The organism is Ideonella azotifigens, assembly GCF_006519715.1.
GTDB lineage: Bacteria > Pseudomonadota > Gammaproteobacteria > Burkholderiales > Burkholderiaceae_C > Ideonella > Ideonella azotifigens.
In genome coordinates this window covers 1-17,469 of sequence record NZ_VIDT01000044.1, presented here as the reverse complement: position 1 = coordinate 17,469, position 17,469 = coordinate 1, and the positions used below count along the sequence as shown (strand labels likewise).

Below are 17,469 nucleotides of genomic sequence, written 5' to 3'. Positions count from 1 at the left end.
ACCGCTTCGGCGGCGACGTCGTCATCCTCCACCAGCAGGATCGCAAGGTCCAGGGCTTCAGTCATTGCCAGCCTTGCGCGCCCGCCTGGGCCACCAGAAGCGGAAGCAGGCGCCACGTCCGGACTCGACTGGCGAGACCAGCTCGATGCGGCCGCCATGCACCTCGATCAGGCGCTTGCTCAGCGCCAGGCCGATGCCCGAGTTGCCACGCTCGGTCGAGGTCAGGGTCTGGAACAATTTGAAGATGCGCTCGCGGGCCTGCAGTGGCACGCCCGGACCATCGTCGATGACGCTGATTTCACAGTCGCTGCGGTCGTGCCGCGCCTCAACACGCAGACGCCCTTCGATGCGATCATGGTGCTTGATGGCGTTGCCGATCAGGTTGCGCAGCACTGTCTCCAGCGGTGCGGCGATGGTCTCGAACGGCTCGATATCGAGCCCCAGTTCAACCACGAACCCCGGCGGTGCCGGCTGCATCTCCAGAATGCCGCGGACCATCGCGCCAAGGTCGACGACAGCGTACTCAGTGGCGGCGCGCCCGGCTCGCGCATAGCTCAGCAGGTCGTCGATCAAGCGCTCCATGCGCACGATGCGTTGGCTCACGCGGTCCAGGTTGCGCTTGACCTCGGCTGGCGGTTCCGGGCCCAGGTCGGCCGCGATCCATTCCATCAGATCGGCGATGCCGCGCAGCGGCGAGCGCAGGTCGTGCGAAGCAACGTAGGTGAACTCCTGCAGATCGGCGTTGGTACGGCGCGACTCGAGCTCCAGGTGCCGGCGGTGCTGCTCGACTTCATCGGCCAGGCGTTTGCGAACCGTGTTGTCGGTGCCGATCAGGAGATAGCCAATGATGGTTTCCTGGGCATCGCGCAGCGCGGTCACCGAAACAACCGCCGGAAAGCGGCTACCGTCCTTGCGGATCTTGGTCAGTTCATAGATGTCTTCAATGCCGCGCGAGGCCTTGAACACCAGGGCTTCGAACCCGGGGGAAATGGTCCTGGAGAACTCGGCACTCAGGACCTGGGCACGGGCGATCAGCTCCTGCGGGTCGGAGATGTCGGCCGGCGTGATCCTGTTCACGACCTCTGCCGCGGCATAGCCGAGCATGCGTTCGGCACCGACGTTGAAGATCTGGATGACGCCCTTGGCATCCGTGGCGATGCTGGAGAACATCGCACTGTTGAATATCGCGCCCTGCAGCGCGCCGGCTTTGGCCAGCGCCTCTTCTGCCTGTTTACGCGCGGTGTTGTCGGTGCCGATCAGCAGGTAGCCGATGACGCTTTCTCCAGCGTCGCGCAGCGCCGTCACTGACACCACCGCCGGCAAGCGGGTGCCATCCTTGCGGATGTAGGTCAGTTCGTAGATGTCTTCGATCCCACGTGAGGCCTTGAACACCAAGGCTTCGAAGCCGGGGGCAATCGGGATCTGGAGTTCGACGCTCAGCGCCGCAGCGCGTGCAATCAGCTCCTGCGGATCTGAAAGGTCGGCCGGCGTGATCTTGTTGACCACGTCGATGGCCGCGTAGCCCAGCATCTTGGCCGCGCCGACGTTGAAGATCTGGATGACGCCCTTCGCATCGGTGGCGATGCTCGAAAAGTTGGCGCTGTTGAAGATGGCGTTCTGCAGCGTGCCCGTCTTGAGCAAGGCCGCCTGCCGGCGCACCTCGGTGATGTACTCAGCCACTGGCGCGGAGTCAGGAACGACAGGATCGGAAAGGTGCGTAGTCAGAGGCCACTTTGTAGAACAGCAGTACCTTTCGCGGATCGCGCGACCGAAGATGCGGTGTGCACTGAAACCCGTTATACGCTGATCCCGCGATCAGCCGCGTGCCATGCCCCCAATGTGGAGACGATTGAGCCTGGCGCAGGGCAGTGAGCGCACGATTCGGTCGATGCGGGTCCGCAACGAATCCACCGGCCATGGCCGGGCAGCCCGGCACGGGATGTCTTGAATGCCCGGCGGATTCCGTACAGCAAGAAGGTCCGTGCGCGCGTCCCAGCGGCGCGGGCCCGGTCGTTCGTCACTGCGATTCACCAGGAGCTTGAAAATGCAGGCACGCCACTCTTCCGTCCATCCGGCCATCAGCGCGTTGCTAGCGGTCAGCCTGGTGGCCAACTTCGCGCTGTTTGGCAACACCGCGGACTACGCGCCCTCCATTCGGCCAGTCCTCGTTGGCGGCTTGTTGATCTTCAATTGCGTGTTGGCATGGTTCGGCGGTGCGCGCGGGCTGCGCAGCGCCGAACCCGTTGGCCAGTTGCCGGCAGTGGCCGGCTGTCTGCTGATCGCACCGTTTGTGCTGTTTGCATTGCTGCTGGGCATCGGCCCGCCGCATGAACAGCCGCCGTCGGAAAACGACTTGCGCTTCTTGCTGCTGGCCATCAATTCGATCCTGGTCGGCGCTGGGCTGATCGTGCTGCGGGAGGCGCTTGTGCCGGGCGGTGAGCGGCTGTATTCAACGCTGGGCCTGGCCTGCGCGGTGCTCGCCACGCCGCTGTATTTCCTCTTCTGCGTCATCCAGCGCAACGACTATGTGGCCGAGCAACTGGGCTGGTCCTGGACAGCGTCTGTCTCGGGCCACCTGCGTGAACTGACGCCGCTGGACGCGCTGTCCATCACCGCACTGTTCTTCGCTGGCGTCTTGACCTACCTGGCGACCGCGGCCTTCGCTCGCTCGCTGTCGAAGGCGGGCTGGCTGGGCCGCGGCGCCACATGGGCCTTCCTGCTGCTCAGCGGCCTCGGGCTGTTCTTCCTGATCGCCCGGGGCCTGGCCTACCCCAGCATGCAAGCGGCGATGTCGCACTGGTACACCGTGCCCGGCTTTGTCGCCGGCATCCCGGCGGTGCCATGGATGATGCCGGCGGCGATTGGCGTGTTGATGCTCAGGCGCTGCGGGCCGGAAAGGCCGCAGGCCTGAGCCGGCGCTTCAAGGCAGCAGGATGCTGCAACCCGTGGTCTTGCGGGCTTCCAGGTCGCGATGCGCCTGCGCCACATCGGCCAGCGGGTAGCGCTGGTCGATGCGGATCTTCACCTGACCGCTGGTGACCATGCCGAACAGGTCGTCTGCCATGGCCTGGGTGCGCTCGCGGGTGGCGATGTGGGTGAACAGCGTGGGGCGGCTCACGTACAGCGAGCCCTTGGCGGCCAGCAGGCCGATGTCCAGCGGCGGCACCTTGCCTGAGGCGTTGCCGAAGTTGGCCAGCAGGCCGAAGGGCTGCAGGCAATCCAGCGACTTCATGAAGGTGTCGGCACCGACCGAGTCGTAGACCACCTTCACGCCCTTGCCGCCGGTGATTTCCTTGACCCTGGCGACGAAGTCTTCCGTGCGGTAGTTGATGGTGTGAGCGGCGCCCAGTTCGCGAGCCAGCGCGCATTTCTCGTCGCTGCCTGCCGTGCCGATCAGCTGGTAGCCCAGCGCCTTGGCCCATTGGCAGGCGATCAGGCCCACGCCACCGGCCGCGGCATGGAACAGGATGAAGTCGCCCGCCTGCAGGCCGCCCTGCGGCAGCGTGCCGCGCAGCAGGTATTGCGCGGTCAGGCCCTTGAGCATCATGGCTGCGCCTTCGTCGAAGCTGATCGCGTCCGGCAGCTTGACCACGCACTTGGCCGGCAGCACGCGGCGCTCGCAGTAGGCGCCGGGCGGCTGGCTGGCATAGGCCGCGCGGTCGCCCACGGCCAGGTGCGTGACGCCCTCGCCCACCGCCTCGACCACGCCCGCACCCTCCATGCCCAGCGACAGCGGCAGCGGGTTGGCGTAGAGGCCGGTGCGCTGGTAGACGTCGATGTAGTTCAGGCCCACCGCGTGGTGGCGGATGCGCAGCTCGCCGGGGCCGGGTTCGCCAACCGGGCGGTCGACGAGGCGAAGTTGTTCGGGGCCGCCAAAGGCGTCGATCACGATGGTGCGGCTGCTCAAGCTCATGGGTCGGAGTCTCCTTGGGGGAATCTTTGGGGGAATGCGGTGCAGGCCAGCTGCAAGAGAGGTAGTCGGTTATCGTGCCAGCCTTTTGTGTTGTCCGATGCCCAACCAGCCACTGACCCTTCGCCTGGCTCTGTTGCTCACGCTGCCGCCGCTGCTGTGGGCCGGCAACGCGGTCGTCGGCCGGCTGGCGGTGGGCGCGGTGCCGCCGGTGGCGCTGAACCTGGCGTGCTGGCTGCTGGCCTTTGCGCTGCTGTGGCCGCTGGGCAAGGCGGCTTTCCGCGACCTCGCCACCATCCGCGCCCGCTGGCGCTACCTGTCGCTGCTGGGCCTGCTCGGCATGGGCAGCTACAACGCGCTGCAGTACCTGGCGCTGCACAGCTCCACGCCGCTGAATGCCACGCTGATCACCGCCAGCTCTCCCGTCTGGATGCTGGCCATCGGCGCGCTGGTCTACCGCATTGCGCCGCGGCGGCAGGACGTGGTGGGCGCGCTGCTGTCGCTGCTGGGCGTGGCGCTGGTCATCTGCCGCGGCGAACCCGAGCGGCTGCTGGCGCTGCGCTTCGTGTCAGGCGACCTGCTGATGCTGCTGGCCATCATCAGCTGGGGCTTTTATTCCTGGCTGCTGGCCCGGCCGCCAGCCAGCATGCAGGGCGAGCAGCGGCCGGACTGGGACTGGGCCGGCTTCCTGCTGGTGCAGATTGCGTTTGGCCTGCTGTGGAGCGGCGCCGCCACCGGCGTCGAAACCCTGGTGGCCGACGCCCGCTGGCACTGGACGCCCTGGGTGCCGGTGATCCTGCTGTACGTGGCCGTCGGCCCGTCCTTGATCGCCTACCGCTGCTGGGGCCTGGGCGTGTCCACCGTCGGCCCGGCCATCGCCGCGTTTTTCGTCAACCTCACGCCGGTCTTCGCCGCGCTGCTGTCGGCGGCAATGCTGGGCGAGTGGCCGCAGTGGTTCCACGGCGCGGCGTTTGCGCTGATCGTCGTCGGCATCCTCATCTCGTCCCGGCGCTGAAAACCGGCAGGCCCACGCGCAGCGCGACAATTCGCGCATGCAACTCAAGCACAAGTTCCTGCTGCTCGCCGCGCTGCCGCTGCTGGTGACGCTGGCGCTGATCGCTGCCACCGTGCTGCACCAGGACAGCGGCCTGGCCCAGCGCGAGCGGGCGCTGGTCGAGCAGGAGTACATGACCGCGCGCAAGGCCGAGTTGCAGCACTACGTGGAACTGGCCGTCAGCACGCTGCAGCCGCTCTACGACAGCGGGCGCGACGACGAGGCCACGCGCGCCGAGGCCATTCGCCTGCTGGGCTCGCTGAACTACGGGCGCGACGGCTACTTCTTCGTCTACGACCTGCAGGGCCGCTCGCTGATGCACTCGCGACAGCCCGAGCTGGTTGGCCAGAACCTGTGGGAACTGCGGGACGCCCAGGGTCGGCCCACGATCCAGCAGCTGGTCGGCCAGGCCCGGCAAGGCGGTGGCTTCGTGGACTACCAGTGGCGCAAGCCCTCCACCGGCCAGATGGCGCCCAAGCTCGGCTACGTGGTCGCCCTGCAGCGCTGGAACTGGATGCTGGGCACGGGGCTGTACCTGGACGACATCCAGGCCACGCTGGCGCAGCTGGACCGCCAGGTCAGCGCCAATGTGCGCAGCACGCTGCTGTGGATTGCCGGCATGGCGGTGCTGGGTGTTGGCCTGATCAGCGCCACCGGGCTGATGCTGAACCTCAGCCAGTACAAGGACGCCGAGACCAAGCTGCGGCTGCTGGCCCGGCAGGTCGTACAGTCCCAGGAGGACGAGCGCGCCTACCTCGCCCGCGAGCTGCACGACGGCACCAGCCAGTCGCTGGTGTCGACCAAGCTGATGATCGAATCGGCGCTGGACGACATGGCCCACGACGGCAGCCAGCGCCCGCTGCCGGCCACGCTGCCCAAGGCCTTGAGCTGCCTCAACGAGACGCTCACCGAAGTGCGCCGCATCTCGCACCGGCTGCGCCCTGCGCTGCTGGACACGCTGGGCCTGCCTGCGGCGCTGGCCCACCTGGCGCGCGAGTTCGAGGGCCACGGCCTGCCGGCGGTGGACGTGGCGGTCGATGGTGAGGCCGTGGAGCTGCCTGAGGAGGTCAACACCGCGCTGTTCCGCATGGCCCAGGAGGCGCTGACCAACGTGGCCAAGCATGGTCACGCCCATGCGGTGCAGGTCACGCTTGGCTTTGCGGCCGATGGCAGCGTGAGCCTGGAGATTGCCGACGACGGCCGCGGCTTCGAGGTCGAGCAGGTCATGCAGGCGCCCACGCGCGGCATCGGCCTGCGCAACATGCGCGAGCGGCTGGACACGATCGGCGGCCAGTTCGAGGTCCACTCGCAACCCGAGGGCGGCACGCAGGTGCAGGCCCACGTGCCGCAGCGCGCGCTCGCGCGGCTGCGCCCCACCGAAACGGCACGCACATGAACGACCAGCTCTCGCCCGAACCCGCCTCGCCGCTGCGCGTGCTGCTGGTGGACGACCATCCGCTGGTCCGCGAAGGCCTGCGCGCCCGGCTCTCGCGCATTGCCCGCATCACCGAGTTGGGAGAAGCCGGCAGCGCGCTCGAAGCGCTGGAACAGATGACCCGCTTGCGGCCTCACCTGGTACTGATGGACGTGGGCATGAAGGACATGAACGGCATCGAGCTGACCACGCTGCTGTTGCAGCGCGAGTCGCAGCTCAAAGTGCTGATGCTGAGCATGTACGACAACCCCGAGTACGTGCAGCGCGCCCTGCAGGCCGGCGCCCGTGGCTACGTGCTGAAGGACGCGCCGGCAACCGAGATCGTCGCCGCCATCGAAGCCGTCTCCGCCGGCGGCACCTTCCTCAGCCCCGCCGTCTCCAAAGGCCTGTTCCGCAACCAGGCCCCTCGTCCGCTGCTCACCCCGCGCGAAAGCGAAATCCTCTCCGCCCTGGGCCGAGGCGAGTCCAGCAAACACATCGCCTCAGCGCTGAACCTGAGTGTGCGCACCGTCGAAACCCACCGGCAAAGCATCAAGCGCAAGCTGGGCATCGAAGGCCAGGCGGAGCTGATCAAGTATGCGGTGGAGCATGGGAAGCGCTTGCCGGAGGGTTGACGATCACATGACAGTTGGCGCTTCCATCAGTTGGCGCCTGATTGATTGAAGGCGTGCCGTTGGATCGCTTTGCGGGTGCTCCCACCTGGTATCGGCGAGCCTAATCAGGGTTGTCACCTACGTGGTCCTGCGCGCATGGCCTGCGCAGTGGCGCCGATGAATCTGCGCCGGTCGATTGCCACACTCGAAGCCCACATCAACGTCGGCCGTTTCGTGTCACCGGACACCGCGCCGCGAGCTTCGAGGAGACATCCGTGTTGAACATCCGCCGCCACCTGCCGTGGCTTGCCGTTGCCGTGCTCGGCGCATTTGCATTGGCCACGGTCGCGCTCGGGCGCGGCGAGGCCGTCAGCGCCTTGTGGATCGTGGTCGCCGCGGTCAGCGTCTACCTGATCGCCTACCGCTACTACAGCCTGTTCCTGGCCTACCGCGTGCTCGGGCTGGATGAGAAACGGCAGACGCCCGCCTGGCGCCACAACGACGGGCTGGACTACGTGCCGACCAACCGCTACGTGCTCTACGGCCACCACTTCGCCGCGATTGCCGGCGCCGGCCCGCTGGTCGGCCCGGTGCTGGCCGCACAGATGGGCTACCTGCCGGGCCTGCTGTGGATCCTGGCCGGCGTGGTCTTCGCCGGTGCGGTGCAGGACTTCGTCGTGCTGTTCATCTCCACCCGCCGCGACGGCCGCTCGCTGGGCGACCTGATCAAGCAGGAGATGGGGCCGGTGCCCGGCGTGATCGCGCTGTTCGGCGCCTTCATGATCATGATCATCATCCTGGCGGTGCTGGCACTCATCGTGGTGAAGGCGCTGGCGAATTCGCCCTGGGGCACCTTCACGGTGGCGGCCACCATCCCGGTGGCGCTGTTCATGGGCGTGTACCTGCGCTGGATCCGGCCGGGCCGCATCGGCGAGGTTTCGCTGATCGGCTTCGTGCTGCTGATGCTGGCCATCCTCGGCGGCCAGTGGGTGCATGAGAGCCCTGCCCTGGCGCCGCTGTTCACCTTCGACGGCAAGGCCCTGACCTGGATGCTGATCGGCTACGGCTTCGTCGCCTCGGTGCTGCCGGTGTGGCTGCTGCTGGCGCCGCGGGACTACCTGTCCACCTTCCTGAAGATCGGCACCATCGTCGCGCTGGCCATCGGCATCCTGATCGTGGCGCCGGACCTGCAGATGCCGAAGTTCACCCAGTTCGCGCAGGGCAACGGCCCGGTGTGGGCGGGCAGCCTGTTCCCCTTCCTGTTCATCACCATCGCCTGCGGGGCGGTCTCCGGCTTCCATGCGCTGATCGCCTCCGGCACCACGCCGAAGATGCTGGAAAACGAGACGCACGCGCGCTTCATCGGCTACGGCGGCATGCTGGCCGAGAGCTTTGTCGCGGTGATGGCGCTGGTGGCGGCATCCGTCATCCAGCCGGGCGTGTACTTCGCGATGAACAGCCCGGCTGCGCTGGTGGGCAGCACGCCCGAAGCGGTGGCGGCCACGCTGTCGACCTGGGGCTTTGTCATCACGCCGGACGTGCTGATCCAGACCGCCAAGGACGTGGGCGAGAACACCATCCTGGCGCGTGCCGGTGGCGCACCCACGCTGGCCGTGGGCATGGCGCACATCCTGCACCAGGTCATCGGCGGCAAGGCCATGATGGCCTTCTGGTACCACTTCGCGATCCTGTTCGAGGCGCTGTTCATCCTCACCGCCGTGGACGCTGGCACCCGCGCCGGCCGCTTCATGCTGCAGGACCTGCTGGGCACCTTCGTGCCGGCCTTGAAGCGCACCGAATCGCTGCCGGCCAACCTGATTGCCACCGGCCTGTGCGTGGCCGCCTGGGGCTATTTCCTGCACCAGGGCGTGGTCGATCCGCTGGGCGGCATCAACACGCTGTGGCCGCTGTTCGGCATCTCCAACCAGATGCTGGCCGCCGTCGCCTTGCTGCTGGGCACGGTGGTGCTGTTCAAGATGAAGAAGGACCGCTACGCCTGGACCACCATCGTGCCGGCCGCCTGGCTGCTGGCCTGCACGCTGACGGCCGGCTGGCTGAAGATCTTCTCGGCCGACGCGAAGGTGGGCTTCCTGGCCCACGCCGCGAAGTTCTCTGAAGCACTGGCCCAGGGCCACTTGCTGGCCCCCGCGAAGACCCCCGAAGCCATGGCCCGCATCGTCTTCAACGACCGGCTGGACGCCGTGCTCTGCGGCCTGTTCATGTTCGTGGTGCTCAGCGTGCTGGTCTACAGCGTGAAGGCCTCGCTGGCCGCGCGCGCCGCCAGCCGGCCGACGACCAGCGAAGTGCCGTTCCAGCCGCTGGCTTTGGGGGCGAAGGCATGACCACGGCCGCCAAGGTAGAGCGCCTGGGTCAGGACTTGAGCCGTGCAGGACGCTACCTGGCCCAGTCCTTCCGGCTGATGGTGGGCCTGCCGGATTACGACGCCTACCTCAGCCACATGGAAGCCACCCACCCGGACCAGCCGGCGATGAGCTACGAGCAGTTTTTCCGCGAACGGCTTGAAGCGCGTTACAGCAGCCGGGTCGGCCGCTGCTGCTGAGGTTCGTCACGCACCCAGCCCGATGCCCACGAAGGCGCTGGCAGGACTGGGCATCGGCGGGTCGGGCAGCGGTGCATCCAGGGCCCAGTCCGGCGCGGCCGCCAAGCCAGCGGCCAACGCCGGGTCGTGGCTCGTCAGCACGGCTTGGGTGGCCTCGCGCTGTCGAGCCAACAGGTTCAGCATCGGCGCCAGCGACCCGCCGGACAAGGCCGAGGGTCCATCCAGCACCTGCTGCAACTCGTCCAGCATGTCCGGGTGGTGCTTGAACAGGTCCTGCGCAACGTCGCATTCCGGTTGGTCGAACTGCAAGGGCTGCGACCAGCGCTCGCGCGCCCGTTGACGCAGCATCGCCACCCGCGCCAGCGCAAACCCCACTTCGCGCAACTGGAAAACGGCCTGCGCGGGCTGCCCTGCGTTGGCCAACAACTGTGCCGCGACAAGCCTGGTTTCCAGTTCCCGCGGGTCATGCCAGTACGCATAGGCCCAGCGAATGCTGGTGGACACGCTGGCCGGCCAGCGTGCATCGTCCGGGGTCATCCGCAGGCAGTCCCGCAGCAGCAGCATCTGCATGCGGCGCAGCGGCGTGGCCAGCCGCGCGGGGTCGCCATCCAGACCCAATGCGCTGGTCCAGTCTTCGGCCAACGCCATGCCCAGCAGTGCCTCGGCCTCTGGCCAGCAGGCCGGTGCCTGCGTGTCCACGGCCGGGCACCAGCGACCGCAGCCGTCCAGCAGCAGCGCGAGCGCGGCCGCATGGGCTTTCTGGAACCACAGCCGGGCAAGGCCTGGAAAGGCCTGGCTTGCGCCAGCCTGCACCACCGCGAAGCGTGCCCCCTCGGCGAAGCTGGCACAGCGCGCGGCGCGCGCGGCAGGCGCATGGGCGTATTCCAGCGAAGCTGCCAGCTGGCGAGCCAGCAGGGCTTGCACCGGGGGCGCGTCCAGCAAAACGGCCTGCGCCATGCGGTGAGTCAGCAAGTCGGCGCAAGCCAGGCGGCCAGGCTCGGCCAGCCAGGCCGCAGGCAATCGGGTCAGGTCCAGCGAAGGCAGCCGTTTGCCATCGGCCATGCCAGGGGGCCAACAGCGCTGTTGCCGCGCATTCGTGCCATGGTCGAAGACCAGCAGTTCCAGCGTGTCGCCTGCCGGCGCGGCCACACCAGCGTCTGGCGGACGCAGCAGCCTCAAGGCCTGCGCCGCGTCTCCGATCTGGCCCATCAGCCAGTCACAGGCCAGGCGGGCCGGTGAGTTTTCAGGGAGGCGGTACAGCTCGGACCCAACGTGTGCTTGCATGTGCGCGCCGAGTGCCCCGCAAGCCCCGCGCTGTGGTCACGGGTGAGGGCCTGCTCGCTCCTTGCTGTGGCCGGTCGAGGCGGCCTGTGGCATGAACAAATCAACCATACGGCAAGCTGTTGCAGCGCACAACGCATAAGCACGGCGTTTGATTCGGGGTTTTCCCGCGAAGGTGCCCGCACGTTCCGCAAGGAAGCGCCGGTTTCGCGCAAGCGCGCTGCCTGCCGGGCCCGTGGACCTACCGATTGGGGATGGCATCGCCAGCACCCCTTTCGTTAGCATGCTGCCAGGCAGCCCGCTGCCGCGACACATCAATCAAGAAGCGAACTTTCTGGAGGGAATTTCCATGCGTGTTCACGCGCCCCTGCGCCGCCTTACCGCGGCTGCGGCCATCTGTGCCATGGCCATGTCTTTCGCCTTGCCTGCCCAAGCTGCGACCTACACGGCACAGCGGGTGAAGTTGACCCATGACATTGGCGCCGGATGCAACGTTGCTGGCATCAACGATGCCGGACAGCTTTCCGGAGGCTGCTTCACAGCAGATGAGCTGTTCTCCGTCGGTTCCGTGACCGAAGCCAAAGGCAAGAAGCCGACGGACTTCGGGCTGCTCGGCGGGATCGACAGCTATGGCTATGACATCAACAACAACGGCGTTGTGGTCGGCGAAGCTACGCTGCCGGGCGATGTGATCTACCACGCCGTGTTGCGCAAGCCTGGCGACGCCGGTTTGACCGACCTCGGCACGCTGGGAGGAAGCTACGCCTACGCGGCTGGCATCAATGACAACGGTCAAATCGTGGGCTACTCGTACACCGCCGACGATGCCCAGGGACAGATCTTCGTCGCCAGTTTGGCTGACACGCGATTGGTGAATCTCGGCGCCGTGAATGACGTAACTTCCAGTACCCCAGTTGGCATCAACGGCAAAGGCGTCATCGCAGGCTATGGCTACACAGCCGCAAGTCCGAACTACACGCACGCGTTCTACGCCAAGCCGCCGAAATACAAGTTCATTGACCTCGGGACACTGGGCGGTGCGATCAGCCTTGCGACAGCCATCAGCGACAACGGGCTGGTGGTCGGATACTCCAAGATCGACTCCAGCAGCTTCCGCCGCGCTTTCATCGCCGACATCAATCAAGGTGGCGTGATGAAAGACCTCGGCACGCCTGCCGGCCTGAATACGCGTGCCTACGGGGTGAACAATCATGGCCAAGTGGTCGGCAGCTACCTCCTCGCAGACGGGGTGACCTACGCGCCTTTCATGTGTTCCGGCGACTGCAGCGACTTCGTTGACTTGAATACGGTGACCGGCGGGCTACCGGAGGGCGTCCTGTTGACCTCCGCCAGGATCATCAACAAGAAAGGCCGCATCGTCGCGCACGGCAGTGACGGCTACGCCTACCTGTTGACGCCGCAGCAGTAACCCCGCTGTGCAGCGAGCTTGAGCCGCGCATTGGAGTTCACACCCAAACGACCCACCATCCTGCAGCACGATCTGCGCAGTGACGTAGCCCGCCTGCACGCTGCACAGGAAGGCGCAGACGGCGCCGAATTCTTCCGCAGTGCCAAAACGCTGGGCGGGGATGGCGAGGAGGCATTGGTCGCGCATGGATTCGACCGGGCGGCCGCTGGTGGCCGCCGCGCCGGCCGTGTTCTTTCTGCAGGCGCGGTGTCGAAGGCGCCAGGCAGCAGGTTGTTGATGGTCACGCTGCGGGCGGCCAGTTGCGGCTGGCGAGCCGGTCCAGTCGCCAGCGTATCGCGCCCGCAGCTTTCACCGTGGTGCGGTCGCCCGGCACGGCATGTTGCAGTACGCCCGCGGCGCCGAATTCTCCACGCGATTGTGGATCCCTGCGAAGTGGCCGAATCGATACCATGCCAGCGGTCCGCCCCTGCCGAGCCGATGTTACGAAGTGAATTTCCCAGAGGATTTGTCATGCACCTTCACGCGCCTTTCCCCCTTCTCAAGACAGCCGCAGTGCTCGCGGCCATCACCGTTTTGTGCGCCCTGCCCGCTTATGCGGTGACCTACGTTGCCAAGCAATTGAAACTGCCCCACGACATCGGCCACGGTTGCGATGCCGCCGGTATCAACGACGCGGGTCAACTCTCGGGTGGTTGCTATACGGAGGACGAACTCTTCTCTGTCGGCTTCAGCACGGAAGCAAATGGAAAGAAGGGCACCGACCTTGGCCTGCTAGGCGGGACGGACAGCTATGGGTGGGGCATCAACAACAACGGTGTTGTTGTGGGAGAAGCCACATTGCTGGGTGACCTGATTTACCACGCTGTATTGCGCCGGCCGGGCGATTCCGCGCTGACAGATCTCGGTACGCTCGGTGGTGACTACGCCTACGCGGCGGGGATCAATGACGCAGGACAAATTGTTGGCGTCTCCACGGTGGCGTCGGGCGACAGCCATGTCTTCATATCCAGCTTGACCGACAACCGCTTGATCGACATTGGCGGGATGGGCGGCAGCTTCACGATGCCAATGGCAATCAACGGCAAGGGTGTCATCGCCGGTTATGGCTTGTCGCCTGCAGATTCGATGAATGTGCGTGCGTTTTACGCCAAACCGCCGAGCTACCACTTTGTCGCCCTAGGCACCCTGGGCGGCGGCGGCAGTTGGGCGCGAGCGATCAGCGACAAGGGACTGATCGTGGGCTACTCGAAGACTGCTGGTAGTGGCTACAACCGTGCATTTGTCTATGACATGCACAGCAAGGTCATGCGTGATCTGGGCACCCCGGGGCCGTACTCATCGATCGCTTATGACGTGAACAGTCATGGCCAGATTGTTGGCCAGTACACGCGAGACGACCGGGGCACCACGGCGGCCTTCGTCTGCTCCGGCGACTGCAGCGACTTTGTGGACCTCAACACCGTGGCAAGCGGTCTGCCCGAGGGGGCAATGCTCAACTACGCCAGGGTCATCAACAAGAAGGGCCAAATTGTCGCCAAGGGCAGCGACAAGAAGCTCTATCTGCTGACCCCTCAGTAAGTCACATCGCCCCCCCAAACGACCCACCATCCTGCAGCACGTTCTGCCCCGTGATGTAGCCCGCCTGCACGCTGCACAGAAAGGCACAGGCGGCGCCGAACTCTTCGGCGGTGCCGAAGCGCTGGGCCGGGATGGCGAGGCGGCGTTGGTCGCGCATGGATTCGACCGGGCGGCCGCTGGTGGCGGCGGCGCCGGCCATCGTTTTCTGCAGGCGCTCGGTGTCGAAGGCGCCGGGCAGCAGGTTGTTGATCGTCACGTTGCGCGCAGCCAGCTGCGGCTGGCGGGCCAGGCCGGCGACGAAGCCGGTCAGGCCGCTGCGGGCGCCATTGGACAGGCCCAGCGTGGCGATGGGGGCCTTGACGGCGCCAGAGGTGATGTTCACGACGCGGCCGAAGCCGCGTTCGGCCATGCCGTCCACCACGGCCTTGATCAGCTCGATGGGCGTGAGCATGTTCGCGTCCAGCGCGGCGATCCACACGTCGCGGTCCCAGTCGCGGAAATCGCCGGGCGGTGGGCCGCCTGCGTTGTTGACCAGGATGTCGACCTGCGGGCAGGCGGCCAGCGCGTTGGCGCGGCCTTCGGCGGTGGTGATGTCCCCCACCACGCCACGCACCTGCACGGACGGGTTCGATGCGCGCAATTCGGCCACGGTGGCGGCCAGCGCCTCGGCACCGCGGGCGGTGATGACCACGTTGACGCCTTCGGCCGCCAGCGCCTGCGCGCAACCCTTGCCCAGCCCCTTGCTGGCGGCGCAAACCAGCGCCCATTTGCCGTTCAGCCCCAGATCCATGATGTGTTGTGCTCCATTGAAGAGTTGAGATTCAGCGCTCGACGGTTGGCTCGGCCGGCGCGCCCGGCGGCGCGACGGTGGCCGCAGCCGGTGTGCGCGAACGGGTGACGATCCAGACGCCGCTGAGCACCAGCGCCGTGCCCAGCAGCAGCACCGGCGTGAAGCTTTCGCCCAGCAGGGCAATGCCCATGAAGATGGTGCTCATCGGGCCGATCATGCCGGCTTGCGCGGTCAGCGTGGGGCCCAGGCGTTCGATGGCCATCATCGTCATCAGGACAGGCGCGACGGTGCAGGCGGTCGCGTTCAGCACCGACAACCACAGCACCGCAGGCTGCACTTCGGCCAGCCCGCTGATCGGCCGGGTCACCAGGAAATGCGCGATGCACAGGCCGCAGGCCACCGTGGAGGCCAGACCCGTGAGGCGCAGTGAGCCGACCCGCTTGACGACTTCACCGCTGGCAACCAGGTAGCACGCATAGCTGATCGCGCTGCCAAACACCAGCAGGCCGCCCAGCACGGTGTGCGTGCCTTGCAGGCTCATCTCGCTGCCGAAGACCAGCAGCGTGCCGGCGTAGCTGACCAGCATGGCCAGCACCGCGCGCGGCGTGAAGCGCTGCCGGCCCAGCAACACCGACATCACCAGCACGATGGTCGGGCCGAGGTAGAGGATCAGCCGCTCCAGGCTGGCGCTGATGTAGGCCAGGCCCATGAAGTCCAGCAGGCTGGCCAGGTAGTAGCCGGAAAAGCCCAGGCCGAGGATGGCCAGCCAGTCGCGCAGACCCAGCGCGGGTTTGCCGCGCCCGGCCCACCACGAAAGCAGCAGGAAAAACGGCAGCGCGAACAGCATGCGCAGCATGATCAGCGTGACCGCGTCCACGCCGTGCCGGTAGGCCAGCTTGACGATGATGGCCTTGCCGGAAAACGCGATGGCGCCGGCAAAAGCCAGCGGCAGGCCGGTGCGCAGCGGGTGCGGCTGGGCGAGGCTGGCCGAGGAGGACGAGGCGGCGCCGCTCATGCTTCGGTCTCCAGGACTGCGAGGCCACCGTCGTCCGGTGCGCGCCGCTGCAGCGCCCAGTCGCGGTCGAAGCCCTGGAAGCCGACCGAGCGGTAGATGCCAATCGCCACATCGTCTGGATCGGCCTTCATCAGCAGGCGCTGCAGGTCCCAGTTCGCGAACCCCCATTCGCAGACCGCGGCGACCAGCGAGCGGCACAGGCCGCGGCGGCGCCAGTCCGGGTGCGTCTCGACGTGCTGGAAGCGGCCCACTTCACTGTCCCGCAGCAGGCCGCAGTCGGCCGCCAAAACGCCATCGCACCAGACGCCGAACCACTCGGCAATGCCGCTGCGCTGCATTGCCGCATAGCGCGCCATCTGGCGCTCGCGGAAACGGCGGTAACCGGCTGGCGCGTGGCCGTCGGTGTCGGTGCATTGCAGCGCCACCAGCGCGGGCAAATCCTGGGCCCAATCGACAGGCCGGACGAGGACTTCGCCGCGCGGCGCAGGAGGCCGCTGCAGTTCACCGCGGTGAAGCGCCAGCACCTCGCTGTCGTAGCGCTCGAAGCCTGCGGCGCGCCAGCTCGGCAGCGCGTCGGGCGGCGGCGCGTCGCTGTTGAAGGCAAAGGCCACATGCCGCACTTCGGGCCGGCCGGCGGCCACTTCGTCGTCGAAACGGCCCAGCCAATGCGCCAGGTCGCCATCAGCCGGCGTATGCGGCAGCGCGAGGAAGTTGCCCCAGTAGAAGTTGGGGTTGGCGGGGGTGCGAACGACCAGGCAGTCGTCGCGTTCGATCAACTCGGCGTCGAAGCGGTGCAGGATGAAGTCGGTGCGCCAAGCGGCACGCAGGTCTTGAAATTTCATGCGGGGGTCAGAAGCCGACGGCGGCGCCGTCGCGGCGGGGATCGCTTGCGGCGACAAAGCCGTCCACCGCGGGGTCGCCAAGACGCCAGATGAACTGGCCGGCGCCGAAGTCCTGGTAGCTGTCGTTGATCTGCTCGATCTGGTGGCCACGCGCGCGCAGCCCCGCGAGCACGGCAGGCGCAATGTGGGCCTCGACGTTCAGCGACAGGCCTTGGTTGTAGCGCCAGCGCGGCGCGTCGCAGGCGGCCTGCGGGTTCTGGCCATGCGCCAGCATGCGCACGAGGGTCTGCAGGTGCCCCTGTGGCTGCATGTTCGCGCCCATCACGCCAAAGCTCATCACCGGCTGGCCGTCCTTCGTCAGGAAGGCCGGGATGATGGTATGGAACGGGCGCTTGGCCGGCGCAACGACATTCGCGCTCGCCGGGTCCAGCGAAAAACCATGGCCGCGGTTCTGCAGGCTGATGCCCCACTCGGGCAGCACAACGCCGGAGCCGAAACCCATGTAGTTGCTCTGGATGAAGCTGACCATGCGGCCTTCTTCATCGGCGGCGGTCAGGTAGATGGTGCCGCCCTTGACGGGATTGCCAGCGCCGAAGTCCTGGGCCTTCGCAGGGTCGATCAGCTTCGCGCGCTCGGCGAGGTAGGCCGGCTCCAGCAGCTGTTCCGCCGTGACGGCCATTGCGCCGGGCTCTGCAACGAAGCGGTACACATCCGCGAAGGCCAGCTTCATCGCTTCGATCTGCAGGTGCTGGGCCTCGGCGCAGTCGATGGGCAGCGATGCGTGGTCCCACTGCTTCAGGATGCCCAGCGCGATCAGCGCGGCAATGCCCTGCCCGTTCGGCGGAATTTCGTGCAGCCGGTGGCCCAGGTAATCCATGCCGATGGGATCGACCCACTCGGGCTGGTGGCCGGCCAGGTCGGCCACCGTCATCGCGCCGCCTTGCGCCTTTGCGGCGGCGGCCAGCGCCTCGGCGATCTCGCC

15 protein-coding genes and 2 pseudogenes are annotated in these 17,469 nt (G+C 66.9%); 8 read left to right on the top strand and 9 right to left on the bottom strand.

Going from position 1 to position 17,469, the window contains the following annotated elements; genetic code table 11:
- Window positions 1–57: 57 nt before the first annotated feature.
- Both FKP22_RS34575 and FKP22_RS34485 read right to left on the bottom strand, forming a co-directional pair.
- Window positions 58–396 (bottom strand): annotated as a pseudogene (locus FKP22_RS34575) (ATP-binding protein); the annotation flags it as partial.
- A gap of 153 nt (window positions 397–549) precedes the next feature.
- Window positions 550–1,680 (bottom strand): annotated as a pseudogene (locus FKP22_RS34485) (PAS domain S-box protein); the annotation flags it as partial.
- 364 nt (window positions 1,681–2,044) lie between these two features.
- Here FKP22_RS34485 and FKP22_RS05275 point away from each other — a divergent pair.
- Window positions 2,045–2,911 carry a hypothetical protein gene (locus FKP22_RS05275; RefSeq protein WP_141285880.1) on the top strand — a complete coding sequence of 289 codons (867 nt, stop codon included), beginning with the start codon at window positions 2,045–2,047 and terminating at the stop codon, window positions 2,909–2,911.
- Between the two features lie 9 nt (window positions 2,912–2,920).
- Here the strand turns inward: FKP22_RS05275 and FKP22_RS05270 are convergent, their stop codons facing one another.
- A complete protein-coding gene (locus FKP22_RS05270; protein ID WP_141285878.1) occupies window positions 2,921–3,913 on the bottom strand; it encodes a quinone oxidoreductase family protein in 993 nt (330 codons plus the stop codon).
- Between the two features lie 97 nt (window positions 3,914–4,010).
- Between FKP22_RS05270 and FKP22_RS05265 the strand changes: the two genes are divergently transcribed.
- From FKP22_RS05265 to FKP22_RS05245, 5 genes are all read left to right on the top strand, one after another.
- Window positions 4,011–4,925, top strand: a complete 915-nt coding sequence (locus FKP22_RS05265) for a DMT family transporter (protein ID WP_141285876.1) — start codon at window positions 4,011–4,013, stop codon at window positions 4,923–4,925.
- 37 nt (window positions 4,926–4,962) lie between these two features.
- A complete protein-coding gene (locus FKP22_RS05260; RefSeq protein ID WP_141285874.1) occupies window positions 4,963–6,360 on the top strand; it encodes a cache domain-containing protein in 1,398 nt (465 codons plus the stop codon).
- Complete coding sequence (locus FKP22_RS05255; RefSeq protein ID WP_141285872.1) at window positions 6,357–7,013, top strand: response regulator transcription factor; 657 nt, start codon at window positions 6,357–6,359, stop codon at window positions 7,011–7,013. Before FKP22_RS05260 ends, FKP22_RS05255 begins: the two co-directional genes overlap by 4 nt.
- A gap of 254 nt (window positions 7,014–7,267) precedes the next feature.
- Window positions 7,268–9,334, top strand: coding sequence for a carbon starvation CstA family protein (locus tag FKP22_RS05250; RefSeq protein WP_141285870.1), 2,067 nt, complete (start codon window positions 7,268–7,270; stop codon window positions 9,332–9,334).
- Complete coding sequence (locus tag FKP22_RS05245) at window positions 9,331–9,552, top strand: YbdD/YjiX family protein (protein WP_141285869.1); 222 nt, start codon at window positions 9,331–9,333, stop codon at window positions 9,550–9,552. The genes FKP22_RS05250 and FKP22_RS05245 overlap by 4 nt, the downstream gene beginning before the upstream one ends.
- 6 nt (window positions 9,553–9,558) lie before the next feature.
- Here the strand turns inward: FKP22_RS05245 and FKP22_RS05240 are convergent, their stop codons facing one another.
- Window positions 9,559–10,761 carry a hypothetical protein gene (locus FKP22_RS05240; protein WP_141285868.1) on the bottom strand — a complete coding sequence of 401 codons (1,203 nt, stop codon included), beginning with the start codon at window positions 10,759–10,761 and terminating at the stop codon, window positions 9,559–9,561.
- Between the two features lie 421 nt (window positions 10,762–11,182).
- Between FKP22_RS05240 and FKP22_RS05235 the strand changes: the two genes are divergently transcribed.
- Window positions 11,183–12,262, top strand: a complete 1,080-nt coding sequence (locus tag FKP22_RS05235) for a DUF3466 family protein (protein ID WP_170200758.1) — start codon at window positions 11,183–11,185, stop codon at window positions 12,260–12,262.
- On the opposite strand, the gene FKP22_RS33700 is transcribed toward FKP22_RS05235, so the two are convergent.
- Window positions 12,155–12,448 (bottom strand): SDR family oxidoreductase, encoded by a 294-nt coding sequence (locus tag FKP22_RS33700; protein WP_231011183.1) that lies wholly within the window; start codon window positions 12,446–12,448, stop codon window positions 12,155–12,157. The genes FKP22_RS05235 and FKP22_RS33700 overlap by 108 nt on opposite strands.
- Before the next feature lie 90 nt (window positions 12,449–12,538).
- On the opposite strand from FKP22_RS33700, the gene FKP22_RS31830 reads away from it, so the two are divergent.
- Window positions 12,539–13,840, top strand: coding sequence for a DUF3466 family protein (locus tag FKP22_RS31830; RefSeq protein ID WP_310733305.1), 1,302 nt, complete (start codon window positions 12,539–12,541; stop codon window positions 13,838–13,840).
- Window position 13,841: 1 nt separating this feature from the next.
- On the opposite strand, the gene FKP22_RS05220 is transcribed toward FKP22_RS31830, so the two are convergent.
- The 4 genes from FKP22_RS05220 to FKP22_RS05205 form a co-directional block, all read right to left on the bottom strand.
- The gene (locus tag FKP22_RS05220; RefSeq protein WP_141285864.1) at window positions 13,842–14,630 is read right to left on the bottom strand and encodes an SDR family oxidoreductase; all 789 of its coding nucleotides are present in this window, start codon (window positions 14,628–14,630) and stop codon (window positions 13,842–13,844) included.
- Between the two features lie 31 nt (window positions 14,631–14,661).
- Complete coding sequence (locus FKP22_RS05215) at window positions 14,662–15,645, bottom strand: DMT family transporter (RefSeq protein ID WP_141285862.1); 984 nt, start codon at window positions 15,643–15,645, stop codon at window positions 14,662–14,664.
- A complete protein-coding gene (locus FKP22_RS05210; protein ID WP_141285860.1) occupies window positions 15,642–16,487 on the bottom strand; it encodes a GNAT family N-acetyltransferase in 846 nt (281 codons plus the stop codon). Before FKP22_RS05210 ends, FKP22_RS05215 begins: the two co-directional genes overlap by 4 nt.
- 7 nt (window positions 16,488–16,494) lie before the next feature.
- On the bottom strand, window positions 16,495–17,469 hold a 975-nt coding region (locus tag FKP22_RS05205), incomplete at its 5' end, for a gamma-glutamyltransferase family protein (protein WP_211361307.1).

Coding starts and splice junctions, on each gene's coding strand:
- FKP22_RS05275 (WP_141285880.1), top strand. CDS start 2,045: ATGCAGGCACGCCACTCTTCCGTCCATCCGGCCATCAGCGCGTTGCTA.
- FKP22_RS05270 (WP_141285878.1), bottom strand. CDS start 3,913: ATGAGCTTGAGCAGCCGCACCATCGTGATCGACGCCTTTGGCGGCCCC.
- FKP22_RS05265 (WP_141285876.1), top strand. CDS start 4,011: ATGCCCAACCAGCCACTGACCCTTCGCCTGGCTCTGTTGCTCACGCTG.
- FKP22_RS05260 (WP_141285874.1), top strand. CDS start 4,963: ATGCAACTCAAGCACAAGTTCCTGCTGCTCGCCGCGCTGCCGCTGCTG.
- FKP22_RS05255 (WP_141285872.1), top strand. CDS start 6,357: ATGAACGACCAGCTCTCGCCCGAACCCGCCTCGCCGCTGCGCGTGCTG.
- FKP22_RS05245 (WP_141285869.1), top strand. CDS start 9,331: ATGACCACGGCCGCCAAGGTAGAGCGCCTGGGTCAGGACTTGAGCCGT.
- FKP22_RS05240 (WP_141285868.1), bottom strand. CDS start 10,761: ATGGGCCAGATCGGAGACGCGGCGCAGGCCTTGAGGCTGCTGCGTCCG.
- FKP22_RS05235 (WP_170200758.1), top strand. CDS start 11,183: ATGCGTGTTCACGCGCCCCTGCGCCGCCTTACCGCGGCTGCGGCCATC.
- FKP22_RS33700 (WP_231011183.1), bottom strand. CDS start 12,448: ATGCGCGACCAATGCCTCCTCGCCATCCCCGCCCAGCGTTTTGGCACT.
- FKP22_RS31830 (WP_310733305.1), top strand. CDS start 12,539: ATGGTCACGCTGCGGGCGGCCAGTTGCGGCTGGCGAGCCGGTCCAGTC.
- FKP22_RS05220 (WP_141285864.1), bottom strand. CDS start 14,630: ATGGATCTGGGGCTGAACGGCAAATGGGCGCTGGTTTGCGCCGCCAGC.
- FKP22_RS05215 (WP_141285862.1), bottom strand. CDS start 15,645: ATGAGCGGCGCCGCCTCGTCCTCCTCGGCCAGCCTCGCCCAGCCGCAC.
- FKP22_RS05210 (WP_141285860.1), bottom strand. CDS start 16,487: ATGAAATTTCAAGACCTGCGTGCCGCTTGGCGCACCGACTTCATCCTG.